Source organism: Lysinibacillus sp., assembly GCF_032093475.1.
Classification (GTDB): Bacteria; Bacillota; Bacilli; order Bacillales_A; family Planococcaceae; genus Lysinibacillus; species Lysinibacillus irui.
In genome coordinates this window covers 1-20629 of the sequence record NZ_DAMDAY010000084.1, presented here as the reverse complement: position 1 = coordinate 20629, position 20629 = coordinate 1, and the positions used below count along the sequence as shown (strand labels likewise).

General features: G+C 36.4%; 20 protein-coding genes. 4 read left to right on the top strand and 16 right to left on the bottom strand.

The annotated features are described in order from the left end of the window. The 8 genes from RT445_RS16385 to RT445_RS16350 all read right to left on the bottom strand — a co-directional run. Positions 1 to 506 (bottom strand): branched-chain amino acid ABC transporter permease (locus tag RT445_RS16385; protein ID WP_313470992.1); only part of this gene is annotated, 506 nt, incomplete at its 3' end. Between the two features lie 148 nt (positions 507 to 654). Beyond that, positions 655 to 1875: an ABC transporter substrate-binding protein gene (locus RT445_RS16380; RefSeq protein ID WP_312506394.1), complete on the bottom strand. Its 1221-nt coding sequence runs from the start codon at positions 1873 to 1875 to the stop codon at positions 655 to 657. A 420-nt stretch (positions 1876 to 2295) separates the two neighbouring features. Further along, positions 2296 to 2898 carry a class I SAM-dependent methyltransferase gene (locus RT445_RS16375; protein ID WP_312506393.1) on the bottom strand — a complete coding sequence of 201 codons (603 nt, stop codon included), beginning with the start codon at positions 2896 to 2898 and terminating at the stop codon, positions 2296 to 2298. 87 nt (positions 2899 to 2985) lie between these two features. Continuing rightward, entirely contained in the window at positions 2986 to 4761 is a 1776-nt protein-coding gene (locus RT445_RS16370) for a CotH kinase family protein (RefSeq protein ID WP_313470991.1), read from the bottom strand. Positions 4762 to 4803: 42 nt separating this feature from the next. Next, positions 4804 to 5487, bottom strand: a complete 684-nt coding sequence (locus RT445_RS16365; protein WP_274795000.1) for a DUF4956 domain-containing protein — start codon at positions 5485 to 5487, stop codon at positions 4804 to 4806. Between the two features lie 17 nt (positions 5488 to 5504). Next, entirely contained in the window at positions 5505 to 6206 is a 702-nt protein-coding gene (locus tag RT445_RS16360; protein ID WP_312506391.1) for a polyphosphate polymerase domain-containing protein, read from the bottom strand. Between the two features lie 179 nt (positions 6207 to 6385). Continuing rightward, positions 6386 to 7801, bottom strand: coding sequence for a sensor histidine kinase (locus tag RT445_RS16355; protein ID WP_312506390.1), 1416 nt, complete (start codon positions 7799 to 7801; stop codon positions 6386 to 6388). After that, on the bottom strand, positions 7785 to 8471 hold the full coding sequence (locus RT445_RS16350; RefSeq protein WP_312506389.1) for a response regulator transcription factor: 687 nt from the start codon (positions 8469 to 8471) through the stop codon (positions 7785 to 7787). The genes RT445_RS16355 and RT445_RS16350 overlap by 17 nt, the downstream gene beginning before the upstream one ends. A gap of 218 nt (positions 8472 to 8689) precedes the next feature. Here RT445_RS16350 and RT445_RS16345 point away from each other — a divergent pair, with 218 nt between their 5' ends. Further along, positions 8690 to 9025, top strand: coding sequence for a heme oxygenase (locus tag RT445_RS16345; RefSeq protein ID WP_274795005.1), 336 nt, complete (start codon positions 8690 to 8692; stop codon positions 9023 to 9025). A gap of 106 nt (positions 9026 to 9131) precedes the next feature. On the opposite strand, the gene RT445_RS16340 is transcribed toward RT445_RS16345, so the two are convergent. Next, positions 9132 to 10151 (bottom strand): YeiH family protein, encoded by a 1020-nt coding sequence (locus tag RT445_RS16340; RefSeq protein ID WP_312506388.1) that lies wholly within the window; start codon positions 10149 to 10151, stop codon positions 9132 to 9134. 113 nt (positions 10152 to 10264) lie between these two features. Between RT445_RS16340 and RT445_RS16335 the strand changes: the two genes are divergently transcribed. Beyond that, a complete protein-coding gene (locus RT445_RS16335) occupies positions 10265 to 11146 on the top strand; it encodes a LysR family transcriptional regulator (RefSeq protein ID WP_274795007.1) in 882 nt (293 codons plus the stop codon). A gap of 15 nt (positions 11147 to 11161) precedes the next feature. On the opposite strand, the gene RT445_RS16330 is transcribed toward RT445_RS16335, so the two are convergent. After that, positions 11162 to 12079, bottom strand: a complete 918-nt coding sequence (locus tag RT445_RS16330) for a LysR family transcriptional regulator (protein ID WP_274795008.1) — start codon at positions 12077 to 12079, stop codon at positions 11162 to 11164. 122 nt (positions 12080 to 12201) lie between these two features. Between RT445_RS16330 and RT445_RS16325 the strand changes: the two genes are divergently transcribed. After that, the gene (locus RT445_RS16325; protein ID WP_274795009.1) at positions 12202 to 13392 is read left to right on the top strand and encodes a coenzyme F420-0:L-glutamate ligase; all 1191 of its coding nucleotides are present in this window, start codon (positions 12202 to 12204) and stop codon (positions 13390 to 13392) included. Positions 13393 to 13602: 210 nt separating this feature from the next. Here RT445_RS16325 and RT445_RS16320 read toward each other — a convergent pair whose 3' ends face one another. Together RT445_RS16320 and RT445_RS16315 are read right to left on the bottom strand one after the other, a co-directional pair. Beyond that, a complete protein-coding gene (locus RT445_RS16320) occupies positions 13603 to 14238 on the bottom strand; it encodes an RNA ligase family protein (protein WP_312506387.1) in 636 nt (211 codons plus the stop codon). Between the two features lie 24 nt (positions 14239 to 14262). Continuing rightward, on the bottom strand, positions 14263 to 15219 hold the full coding sequence (locus RT445_RS16315) for an AAA family ATPase (RefSeq protein ID WP_313470986.1): 957 nt from the start codon (positions 15217 to 15219) through the stop codon (positions 14263 to 14265). Between the two features lie 424 nt (positions 15220 to 15643). On the opposite strand from RT445_RS16315, the gene helD reads away from it, so the two are divergent. After that, on the top strand, positions 15644 to 17947 hold the full coding sequence (gene helD / locus RT445_RS16310; RefSeq protein ID WP_313470983.1) for an RNA polymerase recycling motor HelD: 2304 nt from the start codon (positions 15644 to 15646) through the stop codon (positions 17945 to 17947). 47 nt (positions 17948 to 17994) lie between these two features. On the opposite strand, the gene RT445_RS16305 is transcribed toward helD, so the two are convergent. The 4 genes from RT445_RS16305 to RT445_RS16290 all read right to left on the bottom strand — a co-directional run. Continuing rightward, positions 17995 to 18750 (bottom strand): amino acid ABC transporter ATP-binding protein, encoded by a 756-nt coding sequence (locus RT445_RS16305; RefSeq protein WP_274795013.1) that lies wholly within the window; start codon positions 18748 to 18750, stop codon positions 17995 to 17997. A gap of 13 nt (positions 18751 to 18763) precedes the next feature. Beyond that, positions 18764 to 19465: an amino acid ABC transporter permease gene (locus RT445_RS16300; protein WP_274795015.1), complete on the bottom strand. Its 702-nt coding sequence runs from the start codon at positions 19463 to 19465 to the stop codon at positions 18764 to 18766. Between the two features lie 12 nt (positions 19466 to 19477). Next, positions 19478 to 20185, bottom strand: a complete 708-nt coding sequence (locus RT445_RS16295; RefSeq protein ID WP_274795016.1) for an amino acid ABC transporter permease — start codon at positions 20183 to 20185, stop codon at positions 19478 to 19480. An 83-nt stretch (positions 20186 to 20268) separates the two neighbouring features. Next, a partial coding sequence (locus RT445_RS16290; RefSeq protein WP_483869419.1) for a type 2 periplasmic-binding domain-containing protein occupies positions 20269 to 20629 on the bottom strand: 361 nt, incomplete at its 5' end.

The following is a 20629-nucleotide window of genomic DNA, read 5'->3' as shown; positions in this document are numbered from 1 at the left end:
GCACGCATGGCTTTCCCAATTTTTGTTTTATGTACGATGAATTGTAAAAGAATCATCAGTACAATTGCGACTGATAAAATTAAGATGGATGTACTGCTAATTTGTACCCCGAAAATATCAAATGATTTATTCTTAAAAACTTCAGGATAGGCTGCCGGTTGAGCACCTCTGAAGAAAATCGTTGTATACTCAATTAACAACGACACACCAATCGCTGTAATTAGCGCTGCGATACGTGTTGCATTTCGTAGACGTTTATAGGCAATACGTTCAATTAAAACACCAAAAATTGCACAAATGGCCATGGCCAATAATAATGCCGGGAAGAAGCCAAGCTCCCATTTAGCAATTGCGTAAAAGCCAATAAATGACCCGATCATGAAGACATCACCATGAGCAAAGTTAATCAGCTTAATAATCCCGTATACCATCGTATACCCTAACGCTATTAACGCGTAGATACTTCCAAGTGAAATACCATTCACAAGCTGCTGTATCCATTCCATGCGTATTCACTCCTTTGAATTGTCTGAAAATTGAAAAATCAGTACATACATCTTTACTAAAAAGTTATGATTTACTCTACCATTCTAGTTATCTAAAACATAAAAAAAGGGAAGGCGTGTTTACCCGCCTCCCCTTGCTTACAAAACATTAAGGATTAACTTTAGAGTTGAACACTTGTTTACCGTCTTTAAATTCAAGAACTGTTGCTGTTTTAATTGGGTTATGATTTTCGTCAACTGAGAATGTACCTGTTACTAAAGAAAGATCTTTTGTTGCAGCTAATTCATTTTTAATTGCTTCCCCATCCGTAGAACCTGCACGTTTAATCGCATCCGCAATGTAGTAAATTGAGTCATATCCAAGTGCGTTGAATGCGTCAGGCGCTTTGTCTCCATTTGCAGCTTTAAATGCCTTTACGAAATCTTGAATTTTTTGATCTGGGTCTTCAGCAGAATAGTGGTTTGTGATGTATGTGTTATTCAATGCATCAGCGCCAGCTAGTTCTATTAAAGTTGGAGAATCCCAACCATCAGCACCCATTAGAGGTACATCAATACCCATCTCACGTGCTTGTTTTACGATTAATCCAACTTCTTCATAATATCCAGGGATGAAGATAAAGTCTGGATTTGCAGCTTTAATATTTGTTAATTGTGTACGGAAGTCTGTATCCTTCGCTACATATGCTTCTTCTTTTACAACTTTTCCGCCACTCTTAGTAATCGTTTCTTTAAAGGATTTTGCTAAACCTTTTGCATAATCTGATGCGTTATCTGCGAAGATAGCTACGTTTTTCGCATCTAGCTCACCAGAAGCGAAGTTAGCTGCCACAATCCCTTGGAATGGGTCAATAAAGCAAGTACGGAATGCATATTCATTAACACTACCATCTTCGTTCACTGTAATATTTGGAGCCGTACCTGAACCAGTAACAATCGGAATTTTATTATCATTAGCAATTTGAACCGTTGCTACTGTATTCCCCGATGTTGCAGGTGCAAGCATTGCTACTACTTTATCTTGTGTTGCTAGTTTAATAGCGGCCGCAGTTGCCTCAGAGTTTTCAGATTTATTATCTACTTTAATCAGTTCAATTTTCTTACCATCAATACCGCCAGCATCATTAATTTCTTTTACAGCAAGTTCTGCGCCTAGACCAATTGAAGAACCATAAGATGCTACATTCCCTGAAAGTTCTAAGTTTGCTCCGATTTTAATTGTATCGCCGTCAGATGAACCTCCACCTGATGAAGAACCTCCACCAGAACTTGAATCGTCTCCGTTACCGCAACCCGCAAGAACACCAGCAAGTAATGAAGATGCTACTAAAAGTGAACCGAACTTCTTAAGCTTTTTGCTCTCTTTCATAATTAAATTCCCCCTGAAAGTTTCTCAAATATTAGATATTTCAGATAATTATAAACAATTACATTCATTTGCTCAATAGCAAAAATAATTATTTATAACTACCTTAAACAAATGAAAAATATTATTCATATAAGCCTTTTACATTGTAAAACATTCTTTATATTTAGTCTAGAGTGATTTTTCAGTATAATTAGTTATTTGTGAATTATCTTTTAATTAGGTTTTTAATCTAGTGCTAAACTCTTAGATAGAATCACTTTTTCACAATAAAGTTTAGCTAATTATAATGTCTCCTATTACTACTACGATTATTTCCCTGAAAATAATCGCGCGAATAATCATGAAACTCTCATTCACGTCACTTAAAACTGTGTAATATTTGAAAATAGTAAAAAGCTTAGAACGGGTTTCTCCAAGGCTCTAAGCTTTTTTTAATACGAATACACAAAGACGTTCATTAATATTTGTTTCATTTTCTAAATTAACTTCATGAAGTAATTCAAATGGCGTTCCCTGATGTAAAAACTGTAAATAATCATATGGTGGATAATATAAAATTATATGAATATCTCGCATTTGCTGCTCATAGGATTTCCAAATATTATGAATGACTGTGCGAAAAATATGAATCGAAAAAGGATTAAAAAAGAAAAATACATTATCGCGTGGCTTTATTTCATAAGCCTCAGCTATCGTATGAATAAATGTAATAGGTGCATGTGCTCGTACCTTTTGGAGATAATTACGTTTATTATCTTCAGCTTCTGCATAAAACCCTGCATCCATTTCTACCCCAATGGTTGGAATATGAAATTTATGGTACACATAAATAGGAACACGCCCTTTTCCACACCCCATATCAATAAATACAGGATGATCAGGCATCTCATATACTGCAAATAATTGTTCCAATCCTTTGTAGGGTGTAGGCTCATAACGATGGTAGTGTGCAAGCTTAGGAAAACCATATTGTTCTCCAACCGTGTTAATATGCAAAAGTTTATCAAACTGCTGTTCATTCATATGAAAGACTCCTCTGAAAAGAATGCTTTATTTTAGCACGATAAAAAGCAAAAACCATACCCAAAAGTTTTGGATATGGTTACTTTTTTACTGACCCCTACGCTTGAATCGAACAACAAAGAGGAGTGCTAGGAGAAGAATCACTAGGCAAGCAACTGCTGTAAATACTGTTTGTTTATCGATAACAGGTGCTCGATAGGATGTTTCAATAGCCGCATTCGGCATAGGCATACCTATCAGATCTCCATTTTCATCCGGGCGTTGCATTTGTTCCCCATTCTGTCCTTCTCTTGGACCATTGCCCTCCTTGTTAAACGGTGGGCCCTGTGATGGATCAAAATCCTCTGGGAGCTGACTCGCATCAAAATCATCTGGCATAGAATTTATTTCACCATTTTCATTTGGAGTGCGTATCCCCCTATTCTGAGAGGCTGTAGAAGCTTCTACGACAAGTTCACCCGACAGTTGCTTTAAAATAGATTGAGAGCGCTGTTTAGCAAATTCAGGTAAGCTATTTTCACCTTCAACCGCTTCTAAAAACTGCTCTGTGGTAGAAAATTTAGTTGGATCTGCTTCAACATAAGTAGTTAATAAAACTGCTAACTTTTTAGTAATCGATTGCACATAGTCTTCAGTTAAATATGTTGTGGCAAACTCTTCTAAATAACTTTCATATTTATTACGATATTCCTCTTGGGCAAGCAAGGCATTCAACAGTGGTCGCTCCTCTAACGTTGTGCCAGAAACGGGAGTCGTTACACTAAAATTTATAGCACTCTCGGTTAATAAGTTGCTCGACATCCCCATTCCCATGTTAAAGCCACCGCCCTGCCGTTGCTTATTTCCATTAAAATCCTGATCAAGTGATTCATTGTTTTGCTCTAACGGTCTTTGCATCGTAGTAGAATCGTCGGCTGTATTTTGACTATTTCCTCTGTCTCCTCCAACACCAAAGCCACCAAAGGACATATTATAATCCCAAGGAATCATAGAAAAAACTCCATTCTGTTCGTACAAATAGTAGTTATGTTTCATATTTCCTTGATAACTATCTAAATTTACAAGCGCCGTATTGACGGCAAAATAGCGTAACATTTCATCGACATCAATATATTTTTCTATGTCCCCGTTATTATTTATAGCATCTAGCATTTCAACAAACTTTGACTGATCTATATTGTCTTCATTAGTTTTCAATCCAATGCCCGTATAGTCTGCTATATTATCACTTATATATTTCAGATCACTGCCTATCCCATCTGGCTTAAATAAAAAGCCATCATTAGAGCCATAATTTTTAGCTAAGAATGTCTCATCCACTGCTTCTACTCCTAAAAACAAACCTCGATCCTTACCATTTACTGTAACATACATATAAGAATGCGCTGGCGTTGGTAAACCCATTTGCTCCATCAATTCATAAGATATATATTCTCTCATCAGTGTAGCGTCACTATAATTATTATTTAAATTTAATTTTTTCAGTCCATATAAACTTTGAGTATCATCATAATAATCAAAATCAATTTTTAAACTATAACGATCAGAGTCACTGTTGACAACCGATCGTAATGATAAATTTCCTTTTGTTCGAATAGCAACATTCTCAATTTTTTTGCCGTTTACTGTAATATCCGCCTGTTTTAACTCCTCAGCAGCTGCATTTTCGAGCATGTCATCCCACTCTTCCTCATTTATCTCGATATCAACTGTCGTTACTTTATTGTTATTAAATACTAGATTCTCATAGGAAAACTCAGAATTTTTCGATTTAATTCCTACATTTGGAAGAACAGCATATATAACGACAAAGAGAAGGAGTAATATTGCCATGAACAGGTAGACTATTCGTGTTTTAATCATAGCTTGCACCTCTCTTTGTAATCCTTTGTATTAATGAGGTCATTACGCTGTGAAATTTCCATCGTAGCTAAGCATGATGGCAGATTTTACACCAGTCACTTTTGTCAGTTCATCCATCAATTGAGCATCATTTTGTTTGACACGAATTTCATATGTTGTTTCAATTTCTTCATTTTGCATTATTGATTTTGACTTAAGGGCGAATTTTTTTGTTTGTGTGGCAATAATTCTCTCCACCTCAGCATTTGCTCGCTCTTCTTCATACTTAACAATCAATAAATAAGGGTTTTCTACTGTAATTTTGTTAACGAATACTAGTAGTACAAGCCCAATTAATACAGCACCTATAATGACTAATGGGATAAAACCTGCACCACATAAAATACCTGAAACAATTGCCCAGAAAATATAAACTAAATCCATTGGATCCTTAATAGGTGTACGGAATCGTACAATGGATAAAGCACCAACCATCCCAAGTGATAACAGAACATTTGAGCTGATTCCCATTATGACAAGTGCTGTTGCCATCGTCATAATTAACAATGATATATTAAACGAATGGGAGTAAATGACACCATTAAAGGTTTTCTTATATACAGCGTAAATGAAAAGTCCGATAAAAAACGCTACTACTAAACCAATAATGGAATCGATTAATGAAAAAGAAGTTGTTTTTTCTAAAAAGTTGGATTTAAATATATCACTAAATTTAATTGTATCCATGTTTATTCTCCTTTGTATTAGCCATACATCCGACTAAGTTGATATTTTGAATAGGCCTCAGCATGTGTATCCACAGACTGTAGCAAATACTTAATGATATCCGGTAAATATTCATCGTATTTTACCTCTAAAATGACAAGATTCGACTCGAGTACATCTACCATAGGCAAGTTTTGATTAAACATATCTGTATTACGCAGACTTGATTGCACCTTACTATCAAAAGTAACTCGCACATTACCGTATGGATAGATATAGGCCTCTCGTTCATAATCCACCACCGTTGTAGGTTTTAATTGGCTATAATACATCTCTTGATATAAGTCTTGAATTAATCCTCGATTGTCTTTTTCCATCCATGATAAATCTCCAACCCGTATTTTTTCATATTCTGTTTGAGATATTGCACATTTAGTTTTAAACGTTAAATTATTTCGTTTACTCTTTCTTTCCAAATTAATAACGGTACTAGATCTTCCATATATGCGTACCCGATATTTATCTCGATTGATATAACCCTCCTTCTTCTCATTCAGCACTTTATTCGCGAAATTATCGAAATACGTACTACGAATTAAATATTTTCCGTCCATACCTGCATGCTTGTCTAACTGCATAACATGCTGAAGCTTCGTTTTTAACAATGTATAATCCGGATAGGAAATGGCTTGTTTAATTTCCTTACGCCCATTTGGATTAAATGAAGTTACTCTAGGCATTTCACACTCACTCTCCCTACTTAATTTCATTGACCATTGAAATATGGCGGTATGACGATCCCAAACTACGTCTTCTCTGTTTGTCGTCTACACTTTTTACTATAAAGAGCATTTGTGTCAGACAGATGTCAGCTTTACACTTTCTTCAACTATTTTTACAATAAAAAACTACTCCGCTTTTATAGCGAAGTAGCTCTTTGTAGCACTAACTCAAAGGACGTTCCTGAGGCATTACTTTCAATTAATATCAAGTCACCTCCACTGGATTGTGCCATCATTTTACTAAGAGGTAACCCTAAACCCAAACCACGAATAGTATATTTTTTATTCTCTCCTCTATAAAAACGCTCAAAAATAAAAGCCTGATCCTCTAGAGGAATTCCGTGACCTGTATCCTTCACAATAATCGATAGTTTATCCCCTCGCTCCTTTAGTATGAGCGTGATCGTTCCTTTATCCATTGCCTGCTTAGCATTAGTTAATAGGTTTGTCATGATTTGTTGAATACGGACAATGTCTACCTGTACATACACTGCTTGTTCAATCAAATGTAAATTTACTTTTACACTGTCTTCATCCTGTAAAACTTCCCATTGCGCCACGGCATCTCGCAACAGCTGATTAACATCCACGGACTGAATTTTAACTGGAATTGCGTCCACAGCAAAATGGTTAAAGGCAAGTAAGTCACCGACCATTGTTTTCATTTTTGTTGTTTCAACCATAGCCATTTCAATAAAATCCATGGCATCCAATCCTGTTACAACACCATCTTTTACAGCTTGTAGTAAGCCACTTATGGAGGTAACAGGTGTTTTCAATTCATGGGTAACGCCCGCTAATAACTCCGTTCGAGTTTTCTCTAGCTGCTCTAATTTGTTTGCCATATTTTCAAAAGATGTAACAAGCTCATAGACCTCTTTTTCCTTACTATCTTGAGGCAAATCAACAGTATAATTACCTTCCTGTATATGCTTGGCTGCCTCTGCTACTTGTTTAATTGGACGAGCTAAACGTTTTGATAAGAAGTAAATAGCAATCCAACCCAATAAGGCTAATGCTCCAATTAATAAAGCAAGCTGACCATATGCTTGGTTAACTCTTGTTAGATTGTCCTTCTTCTCCTTCACAAGTACCCAGCCCAATAACTCATTATTACCTTCTATCTTTCTTTTCACCACATATTCAGGCTCTAGCCCCCCTGTTATTTCCTTCGTACCTTCTTCATCGTCCAACAAGCCCGCTACATTTTTAGCACTACCAGGTGGTACGGGTCGGTTACTTGTAAGGATATTGCCTTCTGTATCAACGACATATAAAATAGGATCTATTTCTCTCATATTAAAACGCTCTCGATCCCCAATAAAACCTGGTATACCATTAATTGGACCATTATTTGGGTTTGTTGTATCCGTTAAACGATAGACCGTCTCGTCTGCTAAAAATTCCATTAATTCTAATCGATTTTCAAATGTTGTATGGCGAATCCACGCTGCCGAGATGAGAAAAATGATAGCCAATCCTATAAAAAGTGTAAGTAAATAACGGCTTGTCCAATAATGAAGTAAGGATATACGCTTATTTTTTTTGAACACTTAACTGATACCCCAATCCACGTAGCGTTTTTATTTCTCCTTCTTTCACATCCCAATCTTTTAAAGCCCTTCGTAGCCTTTTTATTGCTAAATCTACCGCACGATCACTACCTTCATACTCCCAACCCCAAATTTGATCTATTAGCTGCTCACGGGTAAATGTTTGATTAGGATGATCAACTAAAAACATAAGCACCGATAAATCTCTTGGCGTTAATATAATTTCTTCGCCTCCCAGAAATACTCTATGTGCTTTCCTATCAATTTGGAGCGATCCATAACGTTTTATTGTGGATGAATCTAGGCTTCCTTCGGCACGTCTTAAAACAGCCTTTACTCTTGCAACAACCTCATCCGCTATAAAGGGCTTGGCAATATAATCGTCTGCTCCATGATTAAATCCTTCTAAGCGGTAATTAACCTCTCCTAATGCTGTCAGCATAATAATAGGACACGTACTTAACTCCCTAATCTCCTGTAAAATAGCCCAACCATTTTTTTCTGGTAACATAATATCTAACAACACTAAGTCTGGCTTTGTCTTAAGAAACATATCCAAGGCTTCCCCACCATTAAAACATTGTGACACCTCATACCCTACTTTTTGTAAATATACCTTTAAAACCTGACTTATTGCATATTCATCCTCTACTACTAGTATGTTTACCATCGTCATTCACCTCGCTACTAGCTCGCTTTTGGCTTTATTATAGCATCGGATTATGTCAGTTAAATGTCAGCCTTCCCCTGCTCATAACCCCCGTAAGAGAATATCTAGGGGGCATCTATTGACAATGTCTTCCTACGCCAATTATCATTGATTGCGAATGATAATCATTGATAATTCATTCATAGACCTACAAAAATAAAATAAGGGGGGGTAATAGCATGATTATTGTGACTAATCGTATTCAAGTAAAGCCAGGCTTTGCTGCAAGAATGGCACCAAACTTCACAAAGCCGGGACCACTTCAACAATTTGAAGGCTTCCATAAAGTAGAGGTATTAATTTCAACCGATGATCCTACTTATGATGAAATGAGTGTAAATATGTATTGGGAATCTAAGGAGCATTTCCAAGCATGGCGTAATAGCGATGCATTTGCTGCAGCCCATCATCGTCCAAATTCGGGTTCTGAGGGAGATAAAGCTGATAGCCCAATTATCGGTAGCAAAATCGTAGTTGCAGAATTAGCAACTTCTATTGAAGCTTTACGTTCATAAACAACAACTAAAATACTTATCTTCTGATTCTATCTAAAAAGCCCTGCACGCTGATCTACCATGCAGGGTCTTTTTTCTATTTAATTAGACACTGTCCAGACCCGTATCAAGTCAAAAATATGACTAGTATATAGCCCAGTATGGATAGACAGACAGAGCCAACTAAACCAGCGATAAATGCCTTTACACCAAGCTCCTTAAATGTTTTAATCTCGACATTTAATCCAAGACCAGCCATCGCCATAGCAATTAAAATATAAGCAATATTTACAAATGCTTGCGCCACATTCGCTGGTATTATCCCTAATGAATTGATAGCGCTCATCGCTAAAAACCCTAAAATAAACCATGGAATAATAGACAATGTAAATCCCTTTTTCTCTTCGCTTTTATCCATTCTTCGATAGAAAATACCAATAATAATGGCTACTGGTACTAGCAGTGCAACACGTGTTAATTTCACAATGACAGCTATATCAATTGCTTCATTCCCGCCAGCTGAAGCTGCTGCAATAACGTGGGCGATTTCATGTAATGTACCACCTGCGAAAATTCCATACTCCGTCGGTGTTAAGTCAAGAATAGAGTAGAGTACTGTATAAATAAGTGTAAATACAGTTCCTAATAGGGCCACAATTGCTGCCCCTACTGCCGTTTCCTTTTGATTTGCTTTAATTTGTGGTGCGATTGCCACTACAGCAGCTGCTCCACAAATTGCTGTCCCACAGGCAGTTAATATTCCTAGCTTCTGATCAACTTTAAGCATTTTTGTTAATCCGTAGACAACCATTAACGCAAACAACAAATTAATAACTGCAATCAAGAAAACGCTCGCACCTGCATGATAGATATCCGCTAAATTTAAGCGCATGCCCAATAATATGATTCCCAACCTTAAGAGTTTTTTGCTAGAGAATGCAATCCCCACTTGCCAGGTATCCTGTACTTTAAATGCTGCTCGCCAAGCCATTCCTACTATAATGGCAATAACCAACTGTCCCAAAATAGAGAAGAAAGGGAATGTAGCAATATATTTCGCTACTAAAGCAATAAGGAGCGTTAACAATATTCCCTTCAAGAAATTTGGAGTAAGGGTGGATTTTTCTTTATTCTGTCTTATAACCATGTTGTTCACTTCTTTCTCCCTTGTTGATTATTACTTTATTAAAAAGCACACTATTAGTAAAATACATATATATAATCGTTATTATTAATATTTCTAATAATAGAGGTGGAGCTATGCAATTCGACGCTTTAAAAACTTTCGTCACACTAGTTGAGGTGAATAACTTTACGAAAACCTCTGAATTACTTCATATTTCTCAACCAAGTGTTAGTCTACACATTAAAAATCTAGAGCAGGAATTACAGACAACCTTATTTATTCGTTCACCTAAGTCTGTACAAATTACACCAACTGGTGAAATTCTTTATAAAAGAGCTAAACAAATCATGGCTATTGCGGAAGCAGCGAGAGAAGACATAGCAGCCTACCATCAAGAAGTCCAAGGTACACTAGTAATAGGGGCGAGTTTTACGATTGGAGAATATATATTGCCTCCCATCATAGCAGGCTTGCAGCAGCAGTTCCCGCAGCTTGAGCTTCAAGTTATTATTGGCAATACAAAAGAAATCATTCAATATACAAAATTATTGCAAGTTGATATTGGTCTCATAGAAGGGCAGGCTCATGATAATGAACTATTGATTAAACCATTTATGAAGGATGAGCTATTTATTGTCAGTGCCAGCAATCATCCTCTCACAAGGGAACAACCTATTACTGCTGACAAACTTCAACAGCAAAGTTGGGTTGCACGTGAAGAAGGGTCTGGAACACGCTATTATTTAGATCATTTATTCAGAGCAAATGGTCTACAGATTCATTCCCTTTTGACTATTAGCAGTAATCAAGGGGTCAAGGAGAGCGTTATCCAAGGACTTGGACTTTCCCTGCTGTCTGCCTGTGTGATTGAACGTGAATTAAAAAATGGCGATATGACCATTTTGCCACTTGAAGGACAGCATTTTATGCGGACATTTTCTTATCTTTGCTCACCAACCGTGAAAAATAAACGCAATGTCGACATTCTCATTGATGTATTAAAAAAGAAAGCTTAGCAACTTTTCTAGTCGCTAAGCTTTCCTGATTGTCCTTCTCGTATTCAAACTTTTTGATTCAATGATTTCGACAAATTTTGTCGCGGCTCTAGAAAGAGGTACTGTTTTCAAATAACACATACCAATACTTCTTGCCGGGATACTTTCCTTTAAGGTTAATTCGTAGAGGTGACCTCGTTGAAGATAATCCTTTGAAAACTCCTTTGTTACACACGCAATGCCGAGGTTACTACGGGCAAACTCCAGCACTAGATCGTGGGAGCCTAGCTCAAACTCTGGTTCAATATAGATCCCTCTTGCAAGGAGATAATCTTCTACATATTTTCGTGAATTTGATTTTTTCTCAAGGAAAATAAGTGGGAATTTCAACAGATCCTCATAGCGTAAACTTTTAGATGATAGTGTTTTATACTTCTCCCCGCAGACAAAGATATCTTGAATATCTGTGCATACTGTTAACTGTAAAGTAGAATCTTCTATTGGAAAATTACAAAATCCTATATCTACCTCACCTGATTTAATAAAATTACAAATCTCAGAGGTTGTACCATTTAGCATCTGTAATTTAATATTCGGATACATAGTATGAAACGCTTCTAAATAAGGCATTAAAAAGAAGCGTGAAATGGTATCTCCTACCCCAATCTTTAATTGCCCTGTCGTTAAATTTTTAAATTCCAGTAACTTCTCTTCTCCAGCATCTAGAAGTCCTAAAGCTGAATTTGTATATTCGAAAAGTAGGCTGCCCTCTGTGGTCAAAGTCACACCTTTCGGGGTCCGATTAAAAAGACGTGTACCGAGCTCTTTCTCCAATTGCATCATAGCCTGACTAACAGCTGGCTGTGTCATGTATAAATCCTTAGCAGCCCTCGAAAAGCTATTATTTTTTGCTACAACACTAAAAACGCGATATAAATCTAATTTCCCTATCATATAAGCACCCCTTATAGCTATTATATCAACTATTAATTTTACTTATATCATTAATGAAGAGTATAGTAAAATCATATGGATTTTATTTCATTTGACGTTAGAGAGAATGAGGAGAGATTAAATTGGAACGTGTAATCGGTACAGTTGTAAGAGGTCTTCGTGGTCCTATTATTAACGAGGGCGATAATATTGAACAAATCGTTGTAGATACAGTGTTAAATGCTGCAAAAATTGAAGGATATGCAATCGAGGATCGTGATATTGTCACAGTAACTGAGTCTGTCGTGGCACGTGCACAAGGTAACTATGCAACGATTGACGATATCGCAGTAGATGTAGCGGCAAAGTTCGGTGATGATACGGTAGGTGTTATTTTCCCAATTTTAAGTCGCAACCGCTTTGCAAACTGTTTACGTGGAATCGCAAAAGGTGTAAAAAAAGTTGTATTAATGCTTAGCTACCCATCCGATGAAGTTGGTAATCACCTTGTAGATATTGATGAGCTTGATGTAAAAGGTATTAACCCATGGACGGATACACTAAATGAGGTTGAGTTCCGCGAGCATTTTGGCTATAAAAAACATACATTTACTGGTGTAGATTATATTGAATACTATAAAGAGTTAATTGAAGCGGAAGGGGCTTCCTGTGAGGTCATCTTCTCTAATAATCCAAAAACAATTTTAAATTATACAAAGAGTATTTTAACATGTGACATTCATACACGTTTCCGCACAAAACGTATTTTAACAGCGAATGGTGCAGAAAAAGTTTACAGCCTTGATAACATTTTAGCTGAATCTATTAACGGTTCTGGCTTCAATGCGGAGTATGGCCTTCTTGGCTCGAATAAAGCAACTGAGGATAGTGTGAAATTATTCCCACACACTTGCCAACCAATTGTTGACGGAATCCAAGCAAAAATTAAAGAAGCTACTGGCAAAACTGTAGAGGTCATGATTTACGGTGATGGCGCATTTAAAGATCCAGTAGGCAAAATTTGGGAGCTTGCAGATCCTGTTGTTTCGCCAGCGTTCACAGCGGGATTACATGGTACACCGAACGAAGTAAAATTAAAATACTTAGCAGACAATGATTTTGCGGACCTTCGAGGTGAGGAATTAAAAGCTGCTATTTCGGAATATATTCAGAATAAAGATGAGGATTTAACTGGTCAAATGGCTGCACAAGGAACAACACCTCGTCGCTTAACTGACCTAATCGGTTCCCTATCTGATCTTACATCTGGTTCAGGTGATAAAGGAACACCTATGATATACATTCAAGGCTACTTTGATAATTACACTAAATAAACAAAAATGAACTCTCGTCCTAATGAAGAGAGTTCATTTTTATTTATGATGAGGATGACAGGAATCGAACCTGTAATCTCTTTGAAAAGGGATATGCTATCCTTGCACACTTCCTCATAGTTTATAATTTTTGAAAGATTATTATAGTATTACATTTTTCTCAGTCCTTTTTATTGTATAATTCGTCACCTTAATTTCATTAGCTCCATTTTATTTTAAGCCATTAGGTATGATTTCTTCTTGTAGCCAATGCTCACTTGTTTGAACATGCTGTGGTCTCACAAATTTCCCCAAATTGTATCGAAAATCATCATAATGGAATGCGTCAATATTTCTAATGACATATCCCTCTTGTTCACCGTCAAATATTGATTTACCAGTAAATGTACGTTTTATCTTTTCTTCATCAAAAATACCCCGATATAAAACTGGAACCGTTTCAATACCTAATTCAGCCGCATATGCTACTGTTTCGTCCCAGCTTAAACATATATTTTCTTCATTCCAAATACTAAATAAATAAAAATAGCTTGTTAGTGCTTTATAATAAATGGAATGCTTCGCATACACATTTTCCCCGCATAATCGCCAATCATTCGGTATATGATAAGCAAAACTCGCATGAAATGTTTTTACCCAATGTCTAGAGGGATGATTAGCGGAATGGATGCTTCTAGCATGCATATAGTCTTTATATAGTGTTGTACCTTCCCCGTCTAACTTTTCAGTTACAACAACCTCTTTCCCAACAAAATGATTTACATTTTTAGCAACCTTATCATCATGTGTGTAGCCTCTGCTCCATGGCAAATGAAAGCTTCTTGGATATTTCATTAACTTCGTCATATTTTCACTCCCTTTCCCTATTGTTTATTTGGCAAATTGATCTGCCTCACGGAAAAAATAAAGCCTTGTTAATAAATCACCATCTAATAAGTGATAAATTTGGCTTCCGCCTCGATCGCCCCCATACTGGATTAACATATGAAATTGCACTAAATGAACAACCTTTAACACAAAGTCCTTTTCAAAGCCTAACTCTAATAGAAAATGGCACACCAGTTGAGCAGATACGTTTTCATGCCCAAAATAGCCATAGCGTTGTTGTAATGGTTTATATTTTTTGCAAAATGGTTTACCGACATCATGAAACAATGCAGCTATTTGTAGAGCTAGTTTATCGCTTTCTAAATAATACTCATTGATATACGCATACACAAAATACGTATGCTGACATAATAAAAATTGATGGAATGAGTTTTCTTGATCGAATTGATAAATTTCTTTAAAAAGTGGAACTGATCGAAGTGTGTGAAAAAGCTCTTCATAAGTGGGCTGGCTTTGTAAGAGTGAAATAAATTGTTGTTGAGAAATATCATAAGGACCTGATTCATGTACAATATGCACTTCATCAAAACCTTCTCCTACTGTCGGGAATTCTAAATACTTTCTCATTTTCTCCATTACCATTAATGGGACATGCCGTTTCCGTTGCTGGTTTCTTTCTACACAGGTTACATAAGGTGTATCAAAATAATAACACTCCTTTTTAAAGGTACTTGGTAACTTTCGTAATGCAAATATCCTGCGCTCCCGTTCAATATTGGTTGCATCCACAATGACAGAAAACCCTTTTGCCACTAAGTTATTAAGACGCTCATATAATGTACGAAAGACCACACGCGATTTCTGCTTAGTTGCGTCACCAAACAATTCATCCCGTATAGCGTCACTAGATAGGATAACCGCATTTTCTCTTTTCGCTAGCTCTTTTACAAATGTACTTTTTCCACTACCAGGCAACCCCACTGTAAAGATCACCTTCATTATTTTCACCTCCCTTCAAGTTTTTATATCGTGTAATGTGGCGTCATCTTTAGTATATCGCCTATCGTTTCTAATAAAAATTTATGGTCATCAGTCATAATATGATGCAATTTTACATATAAAAAAGACTGCTCCACCTTTTTTAGAGCAGTCTATGTATATCAATAACTTATTAGCTTATACATTTATTATAGCATAAATTTACAAAAATTACTAGACTATACTTCCTTCAGGAGTAGAGGTATGATAAATTTCCTACTTCAATCACCCTATCGAATAATTGCATTGAGGCTCTTTTGCTTTTTCCTAGGGTCTTTGGACAACCTATAAAAGAGAATCACAATTACCTTCATCTCACCATTTATATAGGTGAGGGTTATTGTCAAGGGAAGCAAATAACTACGGAGAGGAATGTGAGTAAACGTTGGAAAATCAAAAAGAATGGCTAGAAGAAAAGCTTTATCTTGAGGATTCTTTAAACCTCATTCATCACAAAATAAAAGAAATACAGCTAAAAGAGAAAGGCTTCAAAGAAAATGCTGTCGCCTTAAAGAAAACGTTTTGGAATGACGTCAGGGTTAATTTAGATACGGCTGAGGATGTCGATGAAACTTTTTTTGCCATTAAGCAACAGGTAGAGCTTTTATCTGACTCAGAGCTTGCACAACAACGTGCGATTCGAAATGTGAAGGTCTATGAACGTTTACAACAATCACCCTATTTTGCTCGTATTGACTTTTTACAAAATGGGGAAAAAGATCCCTTAAAAATTTATATAGGTGTTGCTACATTATTGGATGAACAGGATGAAAATATAATCATATATGACTGGCGAGCGCCTATCTCAAGTATGTATTATGATTACACACCTGGCGATGCATCCTACGAAACATTAGGTGAAGAAATTCATGGAGAAATGTTATTAAAAAGACAATTTATTATTAAAAATGGCCAACTACAATCGATGTTTAATACAGGCCTTACAATTGGCGATGATTTATTGCTAGATATTCTTGCCCAAAATGCAAACGAGCATATTCGTAGTATCGTTGCAACGATTCAAGCTGAACAAAATAAAATTATTCGACATGTAAACTCCCGATACCTCATCGTCGAAGGTGTTGCTGGTAGTGGCAAAACTGCGGTGGCCTTACAGAGGGTCGCCTATCTATTGTATCGTTATCGCAATGAAATGACTGCCGATCAAATATTACTAATAACGCCTAATCAACTTTTCAATCAATATGTCCATACGGTCTTACCCGATTTAGGTGAAGACAATATGCAACAATTAACTTTTATAGAGTATGTGGAAAAACGATTAGGTCGTCAATTCCAATTGGAATACCCTTATGAGCAACTAGAAGATCTTTTAACAGAAAAGGATGACGCTCATTATGAAACTAAATTAAGTATTATTTCATATAAAGCGAGCCTTGATTTCAAAGATTTAATGGATCACTATGTAAGCTATTTATCGAATAAGGGCTTATTATTTAAAAATATTGTATTTCGTGGGGAACGTATTATTACTGCACAGGAAATTTCGGAATACTTCTATTCCTTCCCTTCCTCTATATCGATACCGGATCGCCTACAATTCGTGAAAGAGTGGTTATTACAGCAACTAACGAAATTTGAAAGAGCTGAGCGTACAAAGGAATGGGTAGAAGAAGCAACTGAACTTTTAGATAAAGAAGACTACTCTAAGTCTTACAGTGAGCTTTTATATGAGGGAAGCTATACAGAAAACTCCTTCGATGATTTTGATCAAGAACGCCAAAAATTAGCGAGACAAATTGTTAAAAAACACTTTAAACCGTTACGTAATTCTGTTACCAAGTTAAAGTTTGTTCATATTTTAGGTATATATCGCCAACTCTTTGATCAAAATAGCCCTTTTTACAAAGCTTTACAGCATCTTATGCCCGATCATTGGGAAGATATTTGCCAACACACACATACTAATTTAACAAAACGCCTTATTGCCTATGAGGACGCCGCTCCATTTTTATATTTACAGGACAAAATTGAAGGGCAACAGACAAATACGATGATCCGTCATGTTTTAATTGATGAAGCACAGGACTATTCACCATTCCAACTCACAGTATTACAGCAACTATTTCCAAAAGCTCAAATGACCATCTTAGGGGATGGACACCAAACGATTCACCCTCATACCTTTGAGAATCCTTCACTACTTGACCCTGAATTATATGGTGGGCAGGCCGAAAAAATGATTTTAACCAAAAGCTATCGTTCGACAAAGCAAATCATTTCACTCACTTCCAATATTTTAAATGATGGTAGTGAAGTAGAGGCTTTTAACCGCAATGGTCCTGAACCTTCAATTACCATTGTGCCAAATGAATTGGAGTTAGTTGATCGAATTATCCAGAACATCAATAATCTTTCTACCAAATTTGAAACAATTGCAGTCATTTGTAAAACTACAGCTGAATGCTCTGCTGTATACGAACAATTAAGAAACCAAATAGATATTCAACTCATTACTCACAGCACTAAGCAATTTAAAAAGGGTATTTTATTACTTCCAGCGTATATGGCGAAAGGAATTGAGTTTGACGCTGTCATTATCTATAATGCGTCTGCCGCTAATTATTCAAGAGACAGTGAACGGTACTATTTCTATACAGCCTGTACGAGAGCTATGCATGAGTTGTTCATCTATTCCATTAATAAAGTAACTTCTTTCCTTCAATAACAGGTGGTTACAGGAGATTCTGCATTTTACAGACTCTCCTGTTTATTTTATATATAGAACGTATAGTCTTCTGGAATGACACGTTTTAAAAATTTCTTTGTGCGCTCCTCTTTTGGGCTTACGAATATATTATGGGGACTACCCTCTTCAACAACAACGCCTCCATCCATGAAAATCACGCGATTGGCGACATCTTTGGCAAAGCCCATTTCATGTGTGACCACAAGCATTGTAGTACCCTCAGCCGCAATATTTTTCATGACTTGCAATACTTCTCCTACTAATTCGGGATCAAGTGCAGATGTTGGCTCATCAAATAAAATAATATCAGGATTCAATGCTACTGCTCGTGCAATGCCTACACGCTGTTGCTGACCGCCAGATAACTGACTAGGATAGGCGTTGTATTTTTCAGATAAGCCTACTTTGTCTAGTGCCTTTTTGCCAATTTCCACAGCCTGAGCCTTCGGGATCTTACGTCCAACGATTAACCCTTCGGTAACATTTTCTAATGCCGTTTTATTTGTGAACAGATTATAATTTTGGAAGACAAATGCGACGCGCTGACGAATTGCATGTACGTCTTTTTTCTTTACATGTTGAAAATCAACTTCGATATCTCCAAATGTCGCATAGCCTTGATCTGCCTTTTCTAAAAAATTGATGCAGCGTAATAATGTTGTTTTCCCTGAGCCACTAGGACCTAAAATAACAACAACATCCCCTTTATCAATAGCTAAATCAACACCTTTTAAAATTTCATTGCCTCCAAATGACTTATGAATATTTTTAATTTCTAACATAATTATTCACCCCTTAGGCATGTGCCGCTTTGTATTTGCTTAAATACTTTTCATAGCGCTTAAACAAGTATTCGACTGTACTACATAAAATTAAGTACACGATAAAGATATCCAAATAGGCTTCTACGTAATTATAGCCAACGTTTGCTGCCACTTTTGCCTTCAATGTAATTTCAGGAAGGGACATTGCGTAGCCTAGGGAGGTAGCCTTAATAAGATTAACGGTAGCTGTGCAAATATTCGGCAATGCAACTACTAAAGCTTGCGGAATGATGATTCGAGTATATGCTTGGAATGTTGTTAAACCTACTGAATGCGCTGCCTCTAATTGCCCTTTTTCAATTGTACTTAATGCAGAACGAAATACCTCTATTAAAATTGCCGTTGAACTGAACGCGAAAACAATAAATGCATACCAAATTGGATTGATTTTATAAATATCATATTCTATATGATACTTTTCAAAAATAACTTTTAACATTAACGGGATACTACTATATATAATAAAGATTTGTATAATGATCGGCGTCCCTCGTACGAAAGAAACATAAATTTTCGCTAGATGGTGGATAACTGGAATTTTATTAATCCTCGTAAGTGCCAGTAAAAAACCAAGTGGTAGAGCTATCAACAAAGCAACAACTGTCACAAGGAGAGCGATAGGAACACCAGATAATGCAACAAAAAATGTTTCAAGTAAAAATTGATAATTCACAGTTATGCCTCCTTACGTTGTTTCTAAGGTCTTCTTACCCTTGCCAAATACCTTTTCTAATATAGCAAATATTTTTTCTATAATAATTGATAACACCCAATAAATAATGGCTAATGCAATATAAATTTCTAATGCATGTGCATTGATATTACTTGCGATAATTAAATTTGCCTTACCGACAATATCAATTAAACCAATTGTATAAGCTAGTGCACCTTCCTGTAATAAAGCGATCATGCCATTCCCAAAGTTCGGCAGAGCAACTACAAGTGCCTGCGGGAAAATGATTCGACGGTAGGCCTGGAATGGTGTTAGCCCAACACTAACAGCTGCTTCAAACTGTCCTTTGGGAATTGCTAAATAAGCGGATCGTATTACCTCAGACATAATTGCTGCAAACTGCAGGGTGAAAGTTACGACTACGAAAATAGCCGTCTCAATTGAATGGAGATTGAGACCGACATTTTCAGCTAATGCTGGGACACCATAATAAACAAGAAATAATAAAACAATAGAGGGCGTACAACGCATAATTGTTGTATACAAGTTTGCGATTTTTTGTAACCATTTCAAGGAAGATAGTTTAGCTGCCGCTAACAATAAGCCAAACAGTGTACCTAAAATAATAGAGGACCCTGCAACTAGGAACGTAATTTTTAAAAAGGGTACTAACACAGGGATTGCGTTCCAAATATATGTTGCGTCAAAATATTTATCCATTTCCTCACCAACTTTTGTTTTTATGAATAAAGACTGCTGAGTGTCACTGACTCAACAGCCTTATAAATTCGTTATTTTTTCAACTAACGATTAACATTTTCTAATACTTCAAATAAATCACGGCCATAGAACTTAGTGCTTAATTCATTTGTTTTCTTTTGTTCCTTAATTTGTGCTATCGCTTTATCATAAGCATCAGCGAATTCTTGTTCCTTTTTATTGAACAATGGCCATGTTTTAATGACAGCAAATTCGTTATAAACAACCTCATCTTTTAAGTTATAATAAGGGCCATCTTCGGCAAGAACCTGTTGTTTAAATGGTCCCTCAATCATGACACCACCATCAACACGGCCTTCATTTACCCACTGCACAACATCAACTGTAAATGCATCGCCAGCCTCAAGCTTAACTTTATTATCAGGGTTTGCCGTATTGTATTCA

What these genes read in the sequence shown, in the direction of transcription:
- RT445_RS16380 (WP_312506394.1), bottom strand. Translation starts at nt 1,875, where the DNA reads ATGAAAGAGAGCAAAAAGCTTAAGAAGTTCGGTTCACTTTTAGTAGCA.
- RT445_RS16375 (WP_312506393.1), bottom strand. Translation starts at nt 2,898, where the DNA reads ATGAATGAACAGCAGTTTGATAAACTTTTGCATATTAACACGGTTGGA.
- RT445_RS16370 (WP_313470991.1), bottom strand. Translation starts at nt 4,761, where the DNA reads ATGATTAAAACACGAATAGTCTACCTGTTCATGGCAATATTACTCCTT.
- RT445_RS16365 (WP_274795000.1), bottom strand. Translation starts at nt 5,487, where the DNA reads ATGGATACAATTAAATTTAGTGATATATTTAAATCCAACTTTTTAGAA.
- RT445_RS16360 (WP_312506391.1), bottom strand. Translation starts at nt 6,206, where the DNA reads ATGCCTAGAGTAACTTCATTTAATCCAAATGGGCGTAAGGAAATTAAA.
- RT445_RS16350 (WP_312506389.1), bottom strand. Translation starts at nt 8,471, where the DNA reads ATGGTAAACATACTAGTAGTAGAGGATGAATATGCAATAAGTCAGGTT.
- RT445_RS16345 (WP_274795005.1), top strand. Translation starts at nt 8,690, where the DNA reads ATGATTATTGTGACTAATCGTATTCAAGTAAAGCCAGGCTTTGCTGCA.
- RT445_RS16340 (WP_312506388.1), bottom strand. Translation starts at nt 10,151, where the DNA reads ATGGTTATAAGACAGAATAAAGAAAAATCCACCCTTACTCCAAATTTC.
- RT445_RS16335 (WP_274795007.1), top strand. Translation starts at nt 10,265, where the DNA reads ATGCAATTCGACGCTTTAAAAACTTTCGTCACACTAGTTGAGGTGAAT.
- RT445_RS16330 (WP_274795008.1), bottom strand. Translation starts at nt 12,079, where the DNA reads ATGATAGGGAAATTAGATTTATATCGCGTTTTTAGTGTTGTAGCAAAA.
- RT445_RS16320 (WP_312506387.1), bottom strand. Translation starts at nt 14,238, where the DNA reads ATGACGAAGTTAATGAAATATCCAAGAAGCTTTCATTTGCCATGGAGC.
- RT445_RS16315 (WP_313470986.1), bottom strand. Translation starts at nt 15,219, where the DNA reads ATGAAGGTGATCTTTACAGTGGGGTTGCCTGGTAGTGGAAAAAGTACA.
- RT445_RS16305 (WP_274795013.1), bottom strand. Translation starts at nt 18,750, where the DNA reads ATGTTAGAAATTAAAAATATTCATAAGTCATTTGGAGGCAATGAAATT.
- RT445_RS16295 (WP_274795016.1), bottom strand. Translation starts at nt 20,185, where the DNA reads ATGGATAAATATTTTGACGCAACATATATTTGGAACGCAATCCCTGTG.